Raw genomic sequence first — 17,161 nt, forward strand, 5'->3', positions numbered from 1 at the left:
TTTTTTGTAATAGCTAATTCTTTAGTAATGCGAATTTTAGAGAAATGAGAGTGGAGAAATGAAATGGAATATATATGCTGAAACAGAAGCGTTTTCTGAAAAAGTGGAGCCTCTCCTTTATGAACGCGAAGATATATACAGCCTGTTCTTAGGGATACTCAATCAGATTAAACAAGGCAAATATGAAGATTACTTCTTGGCTCTTGCCGAAGAAGAGGAAGAGGTCGTGGGTGCATGTTTAATGACTCCACCGCATCCATTGCAATTAATTAACTTCCGAGATACGCCTGAGATTGAAAGTGAACTTTCCGAATTGCTTTTGGAAGTGGGGGTGCAAGTGAATGGGATTGTAGGGGACCGCGAAACAGCCCATCGCTTTGCGTTAGCTTGGACTGCGGGAACAGACCAAAAAGCAAATCTGCTGATGGATCAAGGATTATACCGGGCCGATGCGGTAACGGCCGGTCTCGAAAAAAGCCCTGGCACTTGGCGCATAGCCAGCAAAAAAGACGCTCCACTTTTAGAAGGGTGGTGTTTGCTTTTTGAAGCCGAGACTGGCATTAAAGTATCAAGTGCAGCGGAGGCAGCGCGGAAAATCGACGCATTTATTGAAGGGAAAGAAGTATACGTTTGGGAAGTGAACGGCGAAGTGGTATCTTGCATGAAAAAAACAAGGCCGTCAAAAAGGGGCATTACCGTGTCTTTTGTTTTTACGCCGCGCAACCACAGAAGAAAAGGGTATGCTCGCACATTAGTTGCTGAAGTAACAGAAGAGCTGCTGCTCGAATATGATTTTGCTATGTTATATACCGATCTGCAAAATCCGACATCCAATAAAATCTATCAGGAAATTGGCTTTGAACAGATAGCCAACCCTGTGCACGTATCCTTTGTAGAAGTGTAGAAGTTGACAGAATTTTATGATATAATCGGTGAATCAAACTGAAGGGAAGATGGGTGGACGATGGATAACTAATCCTTTTCTAAAAACCAAAAATACTTGGTGCACTAGAAATTGGATTCGTCTGCCTATTTTCTAATAAAGTGCCTGCCTATGCAGGTTATTTAGGCATGCGAATTCTTCCGGCAATTATTTCGGAGGAATTTTTTATTTCTCCGGCAAGGGGGAATAACAATGGCCATCATAGGAAAATTGAATAATTTAGTCATACATTATGGGGAGTCGATCGTTTTAGAAAAAGCAGATGCAGATATCCCGAAAGGGGCACGGATCGGTTTGGTGGGGCCAAATGGAGCAGGAAAATCATCATTGCTGCAAGCGATTGCTGAAGGGGGTCCAGGAATAGAGTGGAAAAGCGGGGCTCCGGACATTTTCTATATGCAGCAGGAAATAAGAGAGCAGCCTGTCCATTTATCTACTGTAGAGAGCCGGGTATTGGAGTCGAAATGGAATGTGCCCAAAAGCAGCCAGCATCTGAGTGGAGGTGAAGCGATGAAAATGAGGCTGGCACAAGCTTTGTCGAAAAAGGCAGAATTGCTCCTGCTCGATGAACCGACGAACCATTTGGATGCAGAAAGTATAGAGCTTGTAATAGAACAATTAGATTCCTATAAAGGAACTTTGATTTTCATCTCGCATGACCGGTATTTCATTGATAAGATTGCTACGCATATTTGGGAGATCGAAGACCGGGAACTTGTAATTTATAAAGGGAATTACAGTGCTGCTCTTTTGGAGAAGGAGCGCAACCGTTTGGCGCAGCAACGGAAATACGACAAACAGCAAGTTAAAATTGAAAAGGTTGAAAGCCAAATAGCCGAGTTAAGATCATGGTCCGGGAAAGCCCATGCGGATTCCACCAAGCAAGAGTTTGCAAAGGAATTTTACCGTTCGAAAGCCAAACGTATGGATGTTCAAATACGCAGCAAACAAAAGCGGCTGCAAGCTGAGCTAGAACAAGAACAAGTGGAAAAGCCGAAAGAAGAAAAAACGGTAGCTTTTGAAATAGCTGGTGGAGCGAAAAAAGGAAAGCGGGTCATCGAGCTTAAGGACGCTAGTATTCGATTTGGCGAACGAATTCTTTTTGGCGCCTCCTCTTTTACCATTCAGCATGGAGAGCGTGTCGGATTAGTAGGCAGAAATGGAAGTGGGAAATCGACGCTGTTCAATATGCTGCGCGGAGAGCAGGACTGTTCCGGAGAAGTATGGACCACGGCGGGCATGAAAATTGGTTACTTGAGCCAGGATGTGTTTGACTTGCCGGAAGAAAAAACACCGGCCGAATTGTTTGAGTCGGAGACTTTTGAGCAGGTTGGAAAGATCCGGACACTCATGGACAATTTAGGATTCGATAAAAAACATTGGAATCAGCCGGTTCTCCAGATGAGCATGGGGGAACGAGTGAAATTAAAACTGATGGAATTCATGCTTACCGAATGCAACGTACTGCTATTGGATGAACCGACCAATCATCTGGACTTGCCTTCACGCGAGCAGTTGGAAAAGACGCTGCAAACTTTTCCAGGAACACTCCTTATTGCAACGCATGACCGATACTTTATGGAACGTCTTGCTAATAAGCTGCTGTTCTTTGGCCAGGAGCGTTTGATAAAATACGAAGGAAGCTATGGGGAGTGGAAAAGCAAAAAAGCGGATTACAAGGAAAATCGGGAAAACGAAATTTTGGCGCTTGAAACCGAACGTCAAGCGGTTTTAGGTAAACTCAGCTTTATGCAGCCAAGCGACAAAAATTATATGGATTTAGATTCCCGCTTTAATGAATTGACAAAGGAAATTCAGGCACTTCGAACGAATTAAAGTATACAAGGGCAAAAACGGTTGTTTAAAGCAGCCGTTTTTTCTTTAATGAAACTGTGAATAGATTTTTAGATTAAGGGTAAGGACCTATCAGATAGGGAAAGAGGTGCTGCAATGATTCGGTTTGAAAATGTCAGCAGACGATTCTCTGACGGGACTGAAGCGCTGAAGGATGTTTCACTCATTCTTCCGGCTCATAAATTGACAGTGGTTATCGGCCCAAGTGGATGTGGGAAAACCACGTTAATGAAAATGATCAATAAACTGGAAAAGCCTACAGCAGGAAATATTTACATCGATGATAAGCCCGTTACAGATTTGGATGAAGTTCAGCTCCGGCGCTCTATTGGTTATGTTATTCAGCGGATAGGGCTGTTTCCGCATATGACAATTTTGGACAATGTCTCGCTTGTTCCAAAATTGCTTGCATGGCCAAAAGAAAAAACGGATTCTCGAATCCGTGAGCTGTTGGATTTAGTTGGACTTGATCCGAATACGTACTTGCAGCGCTTTCCTCTAGAGCTTAGCGGAGGGCAGCAGCAGAGGATCGGTGTTGTCCGGGCACTGGCTGGGGATCCGAATATTGTACTGATGGATGAACCGTTTTCGGCACTGGATCCCATCAGCAGGGAACAACTGCAGAACGAGTTGCGAAATCTTCAGCAAAGTATTAACAAAACCATTGTTTTTGTAACTCATGATATGGACGAAGCTTTGAAAATCGCAGATACTATTGTTGTCATGCGAAAAGGGCAGATTGAACAAATCGGCTCGCCTCAGCAATTGGTAGATAATCCTGCTAATGAGTTTGTCCGGAATTTTATCGGCATTGATCGTATTCGCCAGAAGAGATCTTTTGGAGATCGGCAGTTGAAAGAGTACATGGAGCTTTTTGAAAAGGAGTGGAGCGGAGATGCACAAAAGATCGATTCTTCCTCGACGATTGATGAAGCAGTTCTTTGTTTGAGCGAAAGCCGCAGCGACCGCTTAGCGATTACTGAAAATGGCCGCGTCGTCGCTTACGCGAGTGAAAAGGAACTTTTAAAGGCGGCTCTCTTTAAGGAAGACGGTGCGTTAGTATGAGAGATCTGCTGCAAACCTTAAGCAGCCGCCAGGAAATGATTCAAACCGCATTTCTTGAACATATTTACCTGTCGTTCATAGCGGTTGCGATTGGCATCGCTATCTCTTTGCCTTTAGGGATCACGATTGCGCGCTACCGTCGATACGCAGAGCCTATCATTGGTATAACTGCGGTTTTCCAGACAATTCCGAGCCTTGCGCTATTTGGTTTTTTAGTGCCGATCCTAGGAATCGGCTATCCGACAGCCATGTTTGCTCTCATCATTTACGCATTGCTTCCTATATTGCGCAATACCTATACCGGTATTACCGGAGTTGATGCCTCGATCATTGAAGCGGGACGAGGGATGGGCATGACCAAGACACAAATTTTACGGCAAATCGAATTGCCGCTTGCTTTGCCTTTTATCATGGCAGGAATACGCACGGCTGCTGTTCTTACAGTTGGAATTGCTACACTGGCGACTTTTGTCGGAGCGGGTGGCTTGGGCGACATTATTTACCGCGGTTTGCAGTCTTACAATAATTCACTCGTTTTGGCGGGAGCTTTGCCGGTTGCCATGCTCGCCATCGGGTTTGATTTGATATTAAAATGGTTCGAAAAGAAAGTGACGCCAAAGGGACTGAAAATTTAAGGGGGACTCTAGGATGAGAAAAAGTATTTTAGGGGGTTTATTGGCAGCGGCGGTTGTTCTGTCTGGCTGCAGTTCAGGGACGGGTGGAGAAAGCACGGATCCAATTGTTATTGGCGGAAAACCATGGACCGAGCAATACATTTTGCCTCAGCTTTTAGGTCAGTATATCGAAGCGAATTCTGACTATACTGTTGAATACAAGGAAGGACTTGGGGAAGTGGCTATTTTAACACCTGCTCTCGAAAAAGGAGACATCGACATGTATGTGGAATACACCGGAACCGGCTTGAAAGATGTCTTGAAAGAAGAGTCGGTCACTGGCCAGTCTTCTGAAGAAGTGTTAGAGCGCGTCCGCCAAGGATATGAAGAAAAGCTGGAAGCGACTTGGCTGGAACCGCTTGGATTTGAAAACGGCTATACACTTGCTTTTTCTAAGGGTAGTGGCATTGAAGCAACCACTTATTCCGAGCTTGCGGAAATTTCACAGAAAGAAGACGTGTCGTTTGGAGCTCCCCATCCTTTTTACGAACGGAAAGGGGACGGCTATAACGATATGGTGAAGACTTATCCATTCAACTTCTCCCAACTGGAGAGTTTTGATCCGGCCATTATGTATGAAGCCGTAAAAAGCGGGGAAGTTGATGTGATCCCGGCGTTTACAACAGATAGCCGCATTGGTTTGTTCGATCTGCAGACAACTGAGGACGACCAGTCATTTTTCCCGAAATACGATGCCGTTCCGGTTGTCCGGTTAGGAACACTGGAGGAGTACCCTGAGTTGGAAGAAGTATTAAACGGACTCGCTGGCCAAATCAGTGAAGAAGAAATGCTTGCTATGAATGCCAGGGTCGACCAGGATCAAGAAGTCGCAAGTGATGTGGCCCGTGATTTTCTTATTGAAAAAGGTTTGATAAAGGAATAGCTTTTCTCCCGTCCTGCAGAGGTTTCTGCAGGATTTTTTTATAGTATTTGCAAGCACGGTCTTGTACAATAACAGTAATTGAATGAATAGTCATTCAATTCTGAAAAAGTTTCTTATTATGAATCTCTTATTACTATGGATGGGGTGAAAAAATGAGAGAAGCAGTAATTATAGAGGGCGTCCGTTCAGCAGTGGGCCGGCGAAAAGGAGCATTTGCCGGTATGCGGCCGGATGAATTGGCGGCTGAAGTGTTAAAAGAACTGGTTGGTCGGGCGGGAATTGAAAAAAGTGATGTAGAAGACGTCATTTTAGGTTGTGTTTCCCAAGTGGGTGAACAAGGCGGCAATATTGCCCGGACTGCGGCATTGATTGCCGGGTTCCCAGATCATGTGCCAGGTGTCACCATTGACCGGCAGTGCGGATCAAGCCAGCAAGCTGTACATTTTGCTGCCCAGGCTATTTTGGCCGGAGATATGGATATCGTTATTGCAGGCGGTATTGAAAGCATGACGCGTGTGCCGATGTTCTCGAACATGCAAGAAGCGAAGCCGAGCGAAAAATTGACCGGGCAATACGAAATCATCAACCAAGGGTTGTCTGCGGAGCGCATTGCGGAAAAGTGGCAGCTTACACGTGAACAGTTGGATGCCTATTCAGTTCAAAGCCACGAGCGTGCCCAACAAGCCATTGCGGCCGGCTTTTATGACCGCGAAATTGTACCGGTGGAAGTTGAAGGGGAAAGTGGCGACAAACAAATAACGGCAAGAGATGAAGGGCCTCGTCCAGGGACCACAACAGAAGTGCTCGGAGCCTTAAAGACGGTCTTTGATGCAAACGGGGTTATTACTGCAGGAAACGCAAGCCAAATGAGCGATGGAGCCTCAGCCATATTGTTGATGTCTGGCGAAAAAGCGCAAGAACTCGGTTTAAAGCCGAAAGCCCGGATTATTTCACGTGTAGTGGTCGGATCGGATCCGACATTGATGCTGACAGGTCCGATTGCCGCAACGAAAAAAGCGCTGGAAAAAGCAGGTCTGAAAATCGAGGATATCGACCGCTATGAAGTCAATGAAGCGTTTGCGCCTGTCCCGCTTGCCTGGCTCGCCGATATCGGCGGAGATCCGGAAAAACTGAACGTAAACGGTGGCGCCATAGCTCTTGGGCATCCGCTTGGTGCAACCGGAACAAAATTGCTGGTCTCGCTACTCCATGAACTTGAACGGATCGAGGGGCGCTATGGCCTCTTGGCTATCTGTGAAGGAATGGGCATGGCAAACGCGACAATAATTGAACGGCTTTAAAAAGTCCTAGTCAAAGGGGGATGGCGATGAAACTGGCGGACATGAAAGCGATTGTGACTGGTGGAGCATCAGGGCTTGGCGAAGCCACGGTCCGGCGTATTGTGGAACAGGGCGGACAGGTAGCAATTTTTGATTTAAATAAGGAGAAGGCGCAAAAACTGATTGAAGAGCTTGGGGAAGAACAGGTTTTTTATATTCAAACAGATGTGTCAGACGCCAATCAAGTTGAACAGAATGTTCGGCAAGCGGTAGAGCGCTTTGGGAGTGTTAATGCAGCCATCAATTGTGCAGGCATTGGAACGCCTGGGAAAGTCGTTTCAAAAACGGGTCCAATGCCGCTTGAACAGTTTGAAAAAGTGATCCGAATCAACCTGGTGGGCAGCTTTAATGTAATTCGGGTGGCGGCTGCGGCAATGCAAAAGAACACACCAAACGAAGACGGGGAGCGTGGCATCATTATTTCCACGGCTTCGGTTGCTGCTTATGAAGGGCAAATCGGCCAAGCGGCATACAGTGCCTCAAAAGGCGGCATTGTTTCCATGACCTTGCCGATTGCTCGTGAATTCGCGCGGGACGGCATCCGGGTTATGGCAATTGCGCCAGGGCTGATGAAAACTCCGATGTTCGACGGGCTGCCGGAAGCGGCGGTAGAGTCGCTATCTGCTTCCGTGCCGTTTCCGGCACGCCTCGGCAAACCTTCGGAATATGCGCAGTTGGTGGAAAGTATTGCGGAAAACGCCATGCTGAATGGTGAAGTAATCCGGCTTGATGGAGCTATTCGCATGCAACCGAGATAAGGAGGGATCCCAGTGGGCAAGTATCGATTTGAAGAAGAAGAACACGAATTGTTCCGAAAATCATTGCGCAAGTTCCTGGAGAAAGAAGCGGTTCCACAATACGAGAAGTGGGAAGAAGACCGCATCATTCCCAAGTCATTTTGGAAACGGTTAGGCGATATGGGCTTTTTATGCCCTCAAGTGGAAGAAGAGTACGGCGGTCTTGGTGCTGACTTCCGGTATGCGGTCATCATTGGAGAAGAAATGGAGCGGGTTGGCGCAAGCCTTACTGGAGTAGGGCTTCACAATGATATTACGGTTCCTTATATCGAAGCGTATGGTTCAGAAGAACAGAAACAGCGATGGCTGCCGGGATGCGTTGCTGGAGACCATATTACGGCAATCGCGATGACTGAACCCGGCGCAGGATCGGACCTTGCCAATCTGTCAACGACAGCAGTGCGCCAAGGCGACAATTACATCGTCAATGGACAAAAAACCTTTATCACCAATGGCATCAATTCAACACTTATCTTGGTTGCGGTCAAGACGGACCCAAAAGCGGACCCGAAGCATAAGGGTATTTCCTTGTTGTTGGTTGAGGAAGGGACCCCTGGATTTACGAAAGGGCGAAAGCTCAATAAAGTTGGTTTGCATGCCCAGGATACATCCGAATTATATTTTGAAGATTGTGTCGTGCCAGCGGCGAATTTGATAGGGGCTGAGAATAAAGGCTTTACATACTTAATGGAGAAATTGCAGCAAGAACGCCTTGTGGTTGCCATTGCAGCGCAAACCGCCTCAGAAGACATGCTGGAAATGACGCTTGATTATGTAAAATCGAGGAAAGCGTTCGGCAAGCCGATCAGTTCTTTTCAAAATACGCAATTCAAATTGGTGGAAATGGCAACTGAAGTGGAAATCGGCCATTCATTTCTGGAGTCGCTTATTGAAGATCACATGGCAGGCAAAGATATTGTTTCGAAAGTATCGATGGCCAAGTATTGGTTGACGGACACGGCGAAAAAAATCTCTGGAGAGTGCATGCAGCTTCATGGGGGGTACGGCTATATGGAAGAATACAAAATTGCCCGCAGGTTTCGCGATATTCCAGTTGCCGCTATTTATGCAGGTTCCAATGAAATCATGAAAACAATTGTCGCTAAACGGATGGGGCTCTAAATGGATGCTGACCCTAAGCGCTCGATCAGCTGAAAGACGGCGATAGCCGGCCGGTACACCCCACAAATACATTAGCTGATTTTACTGGTGGCCTGGTTGCTTCCGAACAAAATTAATACGGAAATTCAGAACCGGCCAAGGCATCTATTTGGATATTGCACTTGCTGGTGTCATGGCTATTTTCTTGGTAATCATGACAGTTATAAAAAAGCGGGAATATCGGAAACGGGCATTCCTGAGATTTCGGGTACGCGAATCAATTACGCCATTTATGAAACAAAGGATCAACGTTACGTAACGCTTGTGCCACTGAAAGAGAAGTTTTGGCAGAATTTCTGTAAGTTGGCCGGAAAAACCGAATGGCAAGGCTGGATGTCAAAACAAGTTGGAAGCGCTGAATACACGGAAGTGGCAGCATTTTTCAAGACTAAAACGTGGAGCGAATGGTATGTGCTGTCAACGAAAATTGATTGTTGCCTGGCTCCCGTTTTGACTGCCCATGAACGAAATGAACATCCGTTTTTTATTCACTTAAAAAAGGATAAAAGGGAGTTGGATGATATATGATGCAAGCCCCGTTACTATTGTCATCTTTTATAAAACGAGCAGAACGTTATTTTCCTGATAAATTGATCATTTCCCGCACTGGGGATGCAATTCACCGCATTCCCTATAGCGATTTTGCAAAACGGACCCGTCAACTTGCTTCCGCTTTTACGAAGCTTGGTATGACAAGAGGGATGAAAGTAGGAAGTTTTGCATGGAACCATCATCGCCATTTGGAGCTGTATTTCGGCGTTCCAAGTTCTGGTGCTATTTTGCATATGATCAATATCCGTTTGTCGCCTGAGCATATTGTCTATGTTATCAATCATGCTGAAGATGAAATACTTGTAGTAGACCATGATTTGTTTCCGTTAATTGAAAAATTGGCGCCGCAGCTAACAACGGTCAAACATTTTGTCGTCATGAAAGATGGCGCTGATTTACCAGAAACCTCCCTTGAGAATGTTTATTCCTATGAATTGCTGCTGGCCGGCGAGGCGGACGACTATGCCTTTCCTGAAGATTTGGATGAGAATGCTCCGGCTGGCATGTGTTATACGTCTGCGACAACCGGTAATCCCAAAGGCGTCGTTTACTCGCATAGAGGGCTGGTGCTCCACAGTTTCGCGCTCGGCATGAAGGACGCCATGGGATTATCCGAGCAGGATGTGGCAATGTCGATAGTGCCGATGTTCCATGCGAATGCATGGGGCTTGCCGTTCGCCGCTGTTCTTTTCGGTACGACGCAAGTGCTGCCGGGTCCAGGTTTTGCGCCAGGCATGCTATTGGATTTAATCGAACGGGAAAAAGTGACTTTGACTGCCGGAGTGCCGACTATTTGGCTGGGTGTCTTGAAAGAGCTTGAAGCCAACCCGCGCAATCTCGAATCGCTGCGAATGATTGTCTGCGGAGGTTCCGCATCGCCAAAAGGATTGATTCGCGCTTTTGAAGAAAAATACAAGGTGCCGTTTGTTACAGGCTATGGTATGACGGAAACGTCTCCGCTAGTAAGTTTGGCGGTGACAACATCGGCGATGGAAAATATGACGCTCAACGAACGCATCGACAAACGGTCGAAAGCGGGCCTTCCGATGCCGGGCCTCGAAGTGCGTATCGTGAACGAACAAGGAGAAGCGCCATGGGATGGACAGACAATGGGGGAACTCAATGTACGGGGGCCATGGATTGCCAGTGAATATTATAAAGATGAGCGGACCGAAGAGGCGTTCCGGGATGGCTGGCTCTATACGGGGGATATTGCAGTCATTGAACCCGACGGCTATATCAAGTTGGCCGACCGGACAAAAGATTTGATTAAGAGCGGGGGCGAGTGGATTTCGTCGGTGGATTTGGAGAATGCTTTAATGACTCATGAAGCCGTATTTGAAGCGGCAGTTGTGGCGATTCCACATGAGAAATGGCTTGAACGTCCGCTTGCTTGTGTGGTATTGAAAGAAGGCTATCCGGAGAGCGCGGCGATGAGAGCTGAGCTTCTTGAATATTTGGAGGCTCAATTTGCTAAATGGTGGGTGCCGGACGATGTGTTTTTCTTGGATGAAGTGCCGAAAACTTCCGTCGGCAAATTTTTAAAAGCGACCCTGCGCAAAGAGTTGGATCATTATTATCGATAAGCTTTGAATTTCTCTGCAGCCTCAAGCGTTCGGCCTCTCGGTGACGTCCATCGATTAGCGAGTCACTACTATAGCTCTTGAAGTGAAAGAAGAGCACCTAACTTTTCGGACTTGACAGAATAAACAAAAGAATTTAATATGAATGAAACTTGTTGGACGAGCCGATAAGTCTATTTGAGAGAAAAGCCGAGAAGAGCATAGCAGAGATAGTGAAAAAATCGTAGATTGAGACGAGTAGGCAAGAAAATCCATCTAGAGAGTCAGCGGCTGGTGGGAGCTGATTGGGTTGCTTGTGCGAATGGACTTAGGAGAGCTGGCCTGAAAGCGGAAGCGAGTAAGGGAGACGTAAGCCCTGCGTTAAAGGGAAAGGCGAAGAGCCTGTTTAAGTGAGTGCAAAAAGGCACTAATGCGTGGTGGTACCGCGGTTTGACCCGTCCCCGCAATCGGATAGCTATCCGATTGCGGGGATTTTTGCATTTCAAAGACGAGTTGAGGAGAGATGAAGATGAGCAGAGCGGAGAATTTTACAGAGCAAGTTATGTACGAAAAATCGTTGGAATTACTAAGTGGAACTATTGATGAAACAACAATAAAGCAATTCCTGATCGAGTTGCATGCAAAAGGTGAAACAGCTGATGAACTAGTAGGATTGGTCAAGGCTATGCGCAAAAGAGCAGTAGCTATGCCGCACGTTCAAGGAGAACTGATTGACGTTTGCGGAACCGGAGGCGACCGGTCATTCAGCTTCAACATCAGTACGTTGACGGCTTTCGTATTAGCGGGATGCGGAATGACTGTAGCAAAGCACGGCAACCGGAGCGTATCGAGCAAAACCGGGAGTGCCGATGTATTAGAGGTACTAGGCATTTCAACGGATGTAGATGTCGCTTCTATTCCGATGATGCTTGAGCAGACAGGAATAGCGTTTTTGTTTGCACCGGCCATTCATCCGGCGCTTGGTGCGTTGCGGCCTGTACGTAAGAGCATCGGGACTCCGACCATTTTTAATTTAGTTGGACCGCTTGCAAATCCATTGCCGATTTCGATTCAAATGACCGGCGTGTACCGCCGCGACATGATGGATCCGATGGCTGATGCCTTGATGCGCTTAGGCAGAAAACGTGGAGCCCTTATTCATGGAGCTGGAGGCCTTGACGAATTATCGCTGTCGGGAACAAACGAATTGATCGTTTTCAATGAAGAAGGCAAACGGAAAATGACTTTTCATCCGCACGAAGCGGGGCTGGAAACGGCACCGATCGAAGCGATTCGCGGAGGTGAACCAGAGCGCAATGCAGAAATTTTCATGGACGTACTCGAAGGAAAAGAAAGTGCGTATTTGGATACCGTAGCGTTAAACGCAGGAGCTGCTCTATATGTCAGCGGCCGCGTCATTTCGATTTCTGAAGGCGTTCATCAAGCCCGGAAATCCATCTTATCCGGTGAAACAGCTCGTGTTTTTGAACTACACCGCATTGCGTCAGGAGTGCTTATATGACAATTTTAGATAAAATCATCGCCACTAAACGGCAGGAAATCAAACACTATACAACGATCCAGGAATCCAAAGACGTTTTTCCTGAAAAGCCAAGGCTGACGGACCATCTTCGCAATAAGAATGGCGTCATTTCCGAGATTAAGCGCGCTTCTCCTTCAAAAGGAGATATTCATACAACGGTCGATATTGTCGCTCAAGCAAAAAAATATGAAGAAGCAGGGGCTGCTGCAATATCGGTGCTGACAGACGAAACGTATTTCAAAGGATCCATCGATGATTTGCGCCTTGTAGCTCAAGCGGTATCTGTCCCGGTGCTATGTAAAGATTTTATGATCAGTGAAATTCAAATCGACCGGGCAAAACAAGCCGGAGCTACGATTATTTTATTGATTGTTGCAGCTTTGGAAAAAGAGGAGCTAGAACAACTTTACCGATACGCAAAAGCACAAAGCTTGGAAATATTGGTCGAAGTGCATGATGAAAAAGAGATGGCGCTTGCAGTAGAATTGGGGGCTGAATTGATCGGCGTTAATAATCGGAATTTGAAGACGTTTGAGGTATCGTTGGAGCGGACTGCTGAACTAGCCAAAAATTTTCCTTTTAATAGCGGTCGGATTTTGATCAGTGAAAGTGGTCTTCATACGAAGGAAGATGCTCAATTTGTCTACGGCTGCGGCGCTTCCGGCATTTTGGTTGGAGAAGCGTTAATGCGTTCGGAAAATCCGGGAGCTTGGATTCGCGAAGCAATCAAAGGGGCGGTTGTCCGATGACAAAAGTCAAAATATGCGGGCTAATGGAAGAAGCTCATGTGAAAGCGGCAGAACAAGCGGACGCCATCGGTTTTGTTTTTGCGCCGAGCAGGCGACAGGTTTCGATTGAACGGGCAAGTGAATTGGCTAAATATGCTCCGGTCGATATTGAGAAAATAGGTGTTTTTGTAAATGCTTCCCTTGAGGAAATCGAAAAGGCGATAGAATTGGTGCCGCTGACGATGGTCCAGCTGCACGGCGATGAACCGGACAGTTTGGTCGAAGCCATTCAAGTGCCGGTCGTCCAAGCTTTTTCCATCCGCAGCAAAAGGGATGTCGAAGTACTTCAAAAATCCTTGGCTGATTATGTATTAGTCGATGCACCCGGTACAGATTATCGGGGAGGCAGCGGCCATGTGTTTGACTGGGCGTTGCTTGAAGAAAGCGGGATCGATCCGTCGCGCCTTATCGTAGCAGGCGGGCTGACTGCTGAAAATGTACAGGCAGCTATTAAACAAATTCAGCCGTTTATGGTCGATGTATCAAGCGGTGTAGAGACAGACGGAAAAAAAGACAGTGCGAAAATACAGAAATTCATTCAACAAGCAAAGGGTGATTTGATGGGACAGACAATAGAAAAAGTAGGGTTTTTCGGTAAATACGGTGGCCAATTCGTTCCGGAGACATTGATGAAGGCCGTTAAGGAATTGGAAGATGGCTACGATGAAGCAAAACAAGATCCGGAATTCATAAAAGAGTACCACCATTATTTAAAGGAATACGTCGGGCGCGAACAGCCGCTGACATTTGCTAAACGTCTTACAGAGGCATGGGGCGGAGCAAAAATTTATTTGAAGCGTGAGGATTTGAACCACACGGGAGCGCACAAAATCAATAATGCTCTTGGCCAAGCGCTGCTTGCTATGCGTATGGGCAAACGGAAGATTGTCGCAGAAACAGGAGCCGGCCAGCATGGTGTTGCAACTGCCACAGTTTGTGCGCTGTTTGATCTGGAGTGCGTCATTTTTATGGGTGAAGAGGACATCAAGCGCCAGCAGCTCAATGTTTTTCGCATGAAACTGCTTGGTGCGCGAGTGGAAAGTGTCACTAAAGGAAGCTCTACATTAAAAGATGCCGTCAACGAAGCGCTTCGCTACTGGGTGACAAATGTAGAAGATACGCATTATTTGATCGGTTCAGCCCTTGGGCCACACCCGTTCCCGACGATGGTCCGCGACTTCCAGAGCGTTATCGGCAAAGAAACCAAGCGCCAGATTTTGGAGCATGAAGGCCGGTTGCCGGATGTAGTTCTTGCATGCATCGGTGGTGGAAGCAACGCCATTGGCATGTTCCATCCGTTCTTGCAGGACGAAGCGGTAAAATTGATTGGCGTGGAAGCGGCAGGACAAGGTACTGATACAGAAAAGCATGCTGCAACAATGACAAAAGGCACGGAAGGTGTACTTCACGGAGCATTTATGAAGCTGCTGCAGGACGATGCTGGCCAAGTGCAAGAAGCACACTCTATTTCTGCTGGCCTCGATTACCCCGGGGTCGGGCCGGAACACGCTTACCTGGCAGATATCGAAAGAGTAGAGTATGTGCCAGTAACTGACGATGAAGCATTAAACGCGGTTGTCACTTTTTCGCGCCTAGAAGGCATCATTCCAGCGCTTGAATCGGCTCATGCTATTGCAGAAGCGGAGAAACGGGCAAAAGAAATGAAGCCGGATGAGCTGATGGTCATTTGCGTATCCGGTCGCGGCGATAAAGATATGGCAACTTACGCTGAACGATTGGAGGGATTGACATGAAGGGACTAGCCGAGTTGAAAGAAGCGGGAAGAAAAGCGTTTGTCGCATACATTATGGCGGGTGACGGCGGATTGGACCGATTGAGCGAACAGGTTAAATTTCTCCAGGACGCCGGAGTGACGGCAATTGAAATCGGTATTCCGTTTTCCGATCCAGTGGCGGATGGAGCCATCATCGAAGCCGCTGGAAACCGGGCGCTGAAAAAAGGCGTTACATTGCAGAAAGTGTTGGACGAATTAGCAAGCTGGACATTTGAAGTGAAAGTGCCGCTTGTCGTTATGACTTATTTAAATCCAGTGGTCAAGTTCGGTATTGAACGCTTTGCTAAAGAGTGCAAACGAGCAGGAGTCTCAGGGACAATCATCCCCGATCTTCCTTATGAGCATCGCCAATTAGTTCAAGGGTCAACGCAAAAAGAAGGGATTGCATTGATCCAACTTGTAACACTGACGACGACGGAAGAGCGAATGGAAGCTATTTTGCAAGAAGCCGAAGGGTTTGTCTATGCGGTTACGGTCACTGGGATTACCGGTGCACGCGATCACCTTGCTGAAGAAGTGCGGGATTTCATGAAACGCGTCCGTTCGAAAAGCCCTGTACCTGTTTATGCGGGCTTCGGAATATCGAGAGTTCAACACGTTGACATGCTGCGGGAGGATGTCGATGGATTTATCGTCGGATCAGCTATTGTAAAAGCGTTTCATGAAAACAAAATTGAAGAACTTGTACCCTTGATCGATGCGGTGACTGCCCCTTCTTCGGTATAATGCCGATAGGAGGGATGCAGCATGTTCACACCGATCAATTCCGATTTTTTTGAAGCGCCGACGCTGGAATTGGCGCGGAATCTGCTTGGGCAAATTCTTGTCCACGAAACGCCGGAAGGGACCATTGCCGGCCGAATTGTGGAGACGGAGGCGTACATGGGGGCGGAAGACCGGGCAGCCCATAGTTTTGGAAACCGCCGCACGAAACGGACGGAGATCATGTTTGGCAGATCCGGTCTTGTTTATACATATCAAATGCATACGCATACGCTCATCAATGTGGTCAGCGGACCGATTGACACGCCACGCGCAATTTTGATACGAGCAGTGGAGCCGGTTGAAGGCATCGACTTGATGGCAAACTTGCGCGGCAAGCACTTGCCAATCAAGCAGTGGACAAGTGGTCCTGGAAAATTGACCAAAGCGATGGGCATCACGATGGAGTATTACGGCCATCATTTTTCAGAACGGCCGCTTTTTATCGCAGAAGGGAATCCGGTCCACGCCATCGCTGTCGGTCCGCGCGTTGGTATCGGCAATTCACAGGAAGCCGTCGATTATCCGTACCGCTTTTGGGAAAGTGATAATCCATTTGTCTCCAAGTTCCGATAAGCGTTATGTTTAAGATGTTCTTCCCGTGGAATATTAAGGGAGAATACTTAAACAAAAGGAGTGGAAGATAGTGGCGAAAATTGCAACACTTATTACGGATATGTTTGAAGATGTGGAATATACCGATCCATCAAAAGCATTCAACGATGCGGGCCATGAAGTCTTTACGATTGAGAAAGAAGCTGGTAAAGAAGTGACCGGCAAGCAAGGTGAAGCTGTGGTGACAATCGACACTGGAATCGACGATGCCAATCCGGAAGATTATGATGCATTGTTCTTGCCTGGTGGCTTTTCTCCAGACCAACTGCGTGCGGACGACCGGTTTGTTTCATTTACAAAAGCTTTCATGGATGCAAAAAAACCTGTTTTTGCTATCTGCCATGGACCTCAATTGCTGATTACTGCAAAAGCGCTTGAAGGGCGAAAAGCGACAGGCTATAAATCGATTCATGTGGATATGGAGTACGCAGGCGCGAAACTTGTTGATGAAGAGGTTGCTGTATGCCAGGACCAACTAGTGACAAGCCGCCAACCGGATGATCTCCCAGCGTTCAATCGTGAAGCGCTGCGCGTACTTGAGCAATCAGCACAATAAAAAGCGGAAAACCCTGTCAGCATAGCTGGCAGGGTTTTTTTACGGATATAGAACTTGCCGCCGGATAGGAAAACAAGGAATCTATGAATAGTGTGTTGGTTCATTGAAGGCTTCGGCACTTTTCATTGTAAGCCGTTAATTCAACTTGAAAAAGTCCGCAAAAAGAGGCCTGCAGCGGTAGTGACCCCTTAAAGTTAGAGTTTCAGTTATGCAGCTAATTGGCTGGCATGAATTCGGTAGTTCACCGGGCTCATGCCGGCCAATTTTTGTT

16 protein-coding genes and 1 other annotated feature are annotated in these 17,161 nt (G+C 47.0%); all 16 genes read left to right on the plus strand.

Annotated features, from left to right (window positions below):
- Positions 1-58: 58 nt before the first annotated feature.
- The 16 genes from B0H99_RS08840 (at position 59) to B0H99_RS08915 (ending at position 16,890) form a co-directional block, all read left to right on the plus strand.
- Positions 59-904, plus strand: coding sequence for a GNAT family N-acetyltransferase (locus tag B0H99_RS08840; protein WP_106533283.1), 846 nt, complete (start codon positions 59-61; stop codon positions 902-904).
- A 231-nt stretch (positions 905-1,135) separates the two neighbouring features.
- Positions 1,136-2,779 carry a ribosomal protection-like ABC-F family protein gene (gene abc-f / locus B0H99_RS08845; protein WP_106533284.1) on the plus strand — a complete coding sequence of 548 codons (1,644 nt, stop codon included), beginning with the start codon at positions 1,136-1,138 and terminating at the stop codon, positions 2,777-2,779.
- 114 nt (positions 2,780-2,893) lie between these two features.
- Entirely contained in the window at positions 2,894-3,862 is a 969-nt protein-coding gene (locus B0H99_RS08850) for an ABC transporter ATP-binding protein (RefSeq protein ID WP_106533285.1), read from the plus strand.
- Complete coding sequence (locus B0H99_RS08855; protein WP_106533286.1) at positions 3,859-4,497, plus strand: ABC transporter permease; 639 nt, start codon at positions 3,859-3,861, stop codon at positions 4,495-4,497. Before B0H99_RS08850 ends, B0H99_RS08855 begins: the two co-directional genes overlap by 4 nt.
- 13 nt (positions 4,498-4,510) lie before the next feature.
- Positions 4,511-5,419 carry an ABC transporter substrate-binding protein gene (locus B0H99_RS08860; protein WP_106533287.1) on the plus strand — a complete coding sequence of 303 codons (909 nt, stop codon included), beginning with the start codon at positions 4,511-4,513 and terminating at the stop codon, positions 5,417-5,419.
- 152 nt (positions 5,420-5,571) lie between these two features.
- Positions 5,572-6,720 carry a thiolase family protein gene (locus B0H99_RS08865; protein ID WP_106533288.1) on the plus strand — a complete coding sequence of 383 codons (1,149 nt, stop codon included), beginning with the start codon at positions 5,572-5,574 and terminating at the stop codon, positions 6,718-6,720.
- Positions 6,721-6,746: 26 nt separating this feature from the next.
- Complete coding sequence (locus tag B0H99_RS08870) at positions 6,747-7,517, plus strand: 3-hydroxyacyl-CoA dehydrogenase (RefSeq protein ID WP_106533289.1); 771 nt, start codon at positions 6,747-6,749, stop codon at positions 7,515-7,517.
- 12 nt (positions 7,518-7,529) lie between these two features.
- Positions 7,530-8,678 carry an acyl-CoA dehydrogenase family protein gene (locus B0H99_RS08875; protein WP_106533290.1) on the plus strand — a complete coding sequence of 383 codons (1,149 nt, stop codon included), beginning with the start codon at positions 7,530-7,532 and terminating at the stop codon, positions 8,676-8,678.
- Between the two features lie 87 nt (positions 8,679-8,765).
- Positions 8,766-9,245, plus strand: coding sequence for a CoA transferase (locus B0H99_RS08880; RefSeq protein WP_181313627.1), 480 nt, complete (start codon positions 8,766-8,768; stop codon positions 9,243-9,245).
- Positions 9,242-10,855, plus strand: a complete 1,614-nt coding sequence (locus B0H99_RS08885; RefSeq protein WP_106533292.1) for a long-chain fatty acid--CoA ligase — start codon at positions 9,242-9,244, stop codon at positions 10,853-10,855. The genes B0H99_RS08880 and B0H99_RS08885 overlap by 4 nt, the downstream gene beginning before the upstream one ends.
- Before the next feature lie 212 nt (positions 10,856-11,067).
- Positions 11,068-11,297 (plus strand) — a binding site (T-box leader).
- A gap of 63 nt (positions 11,298-11,360) precedes the next feature.
- Positions 11,361-12,353, plus strand: coding sequence for an anthranilate phosphoribosyltransferase (gene trpD / locus B0H99_RS08890; RefSeq protein ID WP_106533293.1), 993 nt, complete (start codon positions 11,361-11,363; stop codon positions 12,351-12,353).
- Positions 12,350-13,123, plus strand: a complete 774-nt coding sequence (gene trpC / locus B0H99_RS08895) for an indole-3-glycerol phosphate synthase TrpC (protein ID WP_106533294.1) — start codon at positions 12,350-12,352, stop codon at positions 13,121-13,123. Before trpD ends, trpC begins: the two co-directional genes overlap by 4 nt.
- Positions 13,120-14,916, plus strand: a complete 1,797-nt coding sequence (trpB, locus tag B0H99_RS08900) for a tryptophan synthase subunit beta (RefSeq protein ID WP_106533295.1) — start codon at positions 13,120-13,122, stop codon at positions 14,914-14,916. The genes trpC and trpB overlap by 4 nt, the downstream gene beginning before the upstream one ends.
- Positions 14,913-15,683, plus strand: coding sequence for a tryptophan synthase subunit alpha (gene trpA, locus B0H99_RS08905; RefSeq protein WP_106533296.1), 771 nt, complete (start codon positions 14,913-14,915; stop codon positions 15,681-15,683). Before trpB ends, trpA begins: the two co-directional genes overlap by 4 nt.
- Before the next feature lie 21 nt (positions 15,684-15,704).
- Positions 15,705-16,295 carry a DNA-3-methyladenine glycosylase gene (locus B0H99_RS08910; protein WP_106533297.1) on the plus strand — a complete coding sequence of 197 codons (591 nt, stop codon included), beginning with the start codon at positions 15,705-15,707 and terminating at the stop codon, positions 16,293-16,295.
- Between the two features lie 70 nt (positions 16,296-16,365).
- Entirely contained in the window at positions 16,366-16,890 is a 525-nt protein-coding gene (locus tag B0H99_RS08915; protein WP_106533298.1) for a type 1 glutamine amidotransferase domain-containing protein, read from the plus strand.
- Positions 16,891-17,161 lie beyond the last annotated feature (271 nt).

It is taken from the genome of Planomicrobium soli (genome assembly GCF_003014655.1).
Classification (GTDB): Bacteria; Bacillota; Bacilli; order Bacillales_A; family Planococcaceae; genus Planococcus; species Planococcus soli_B.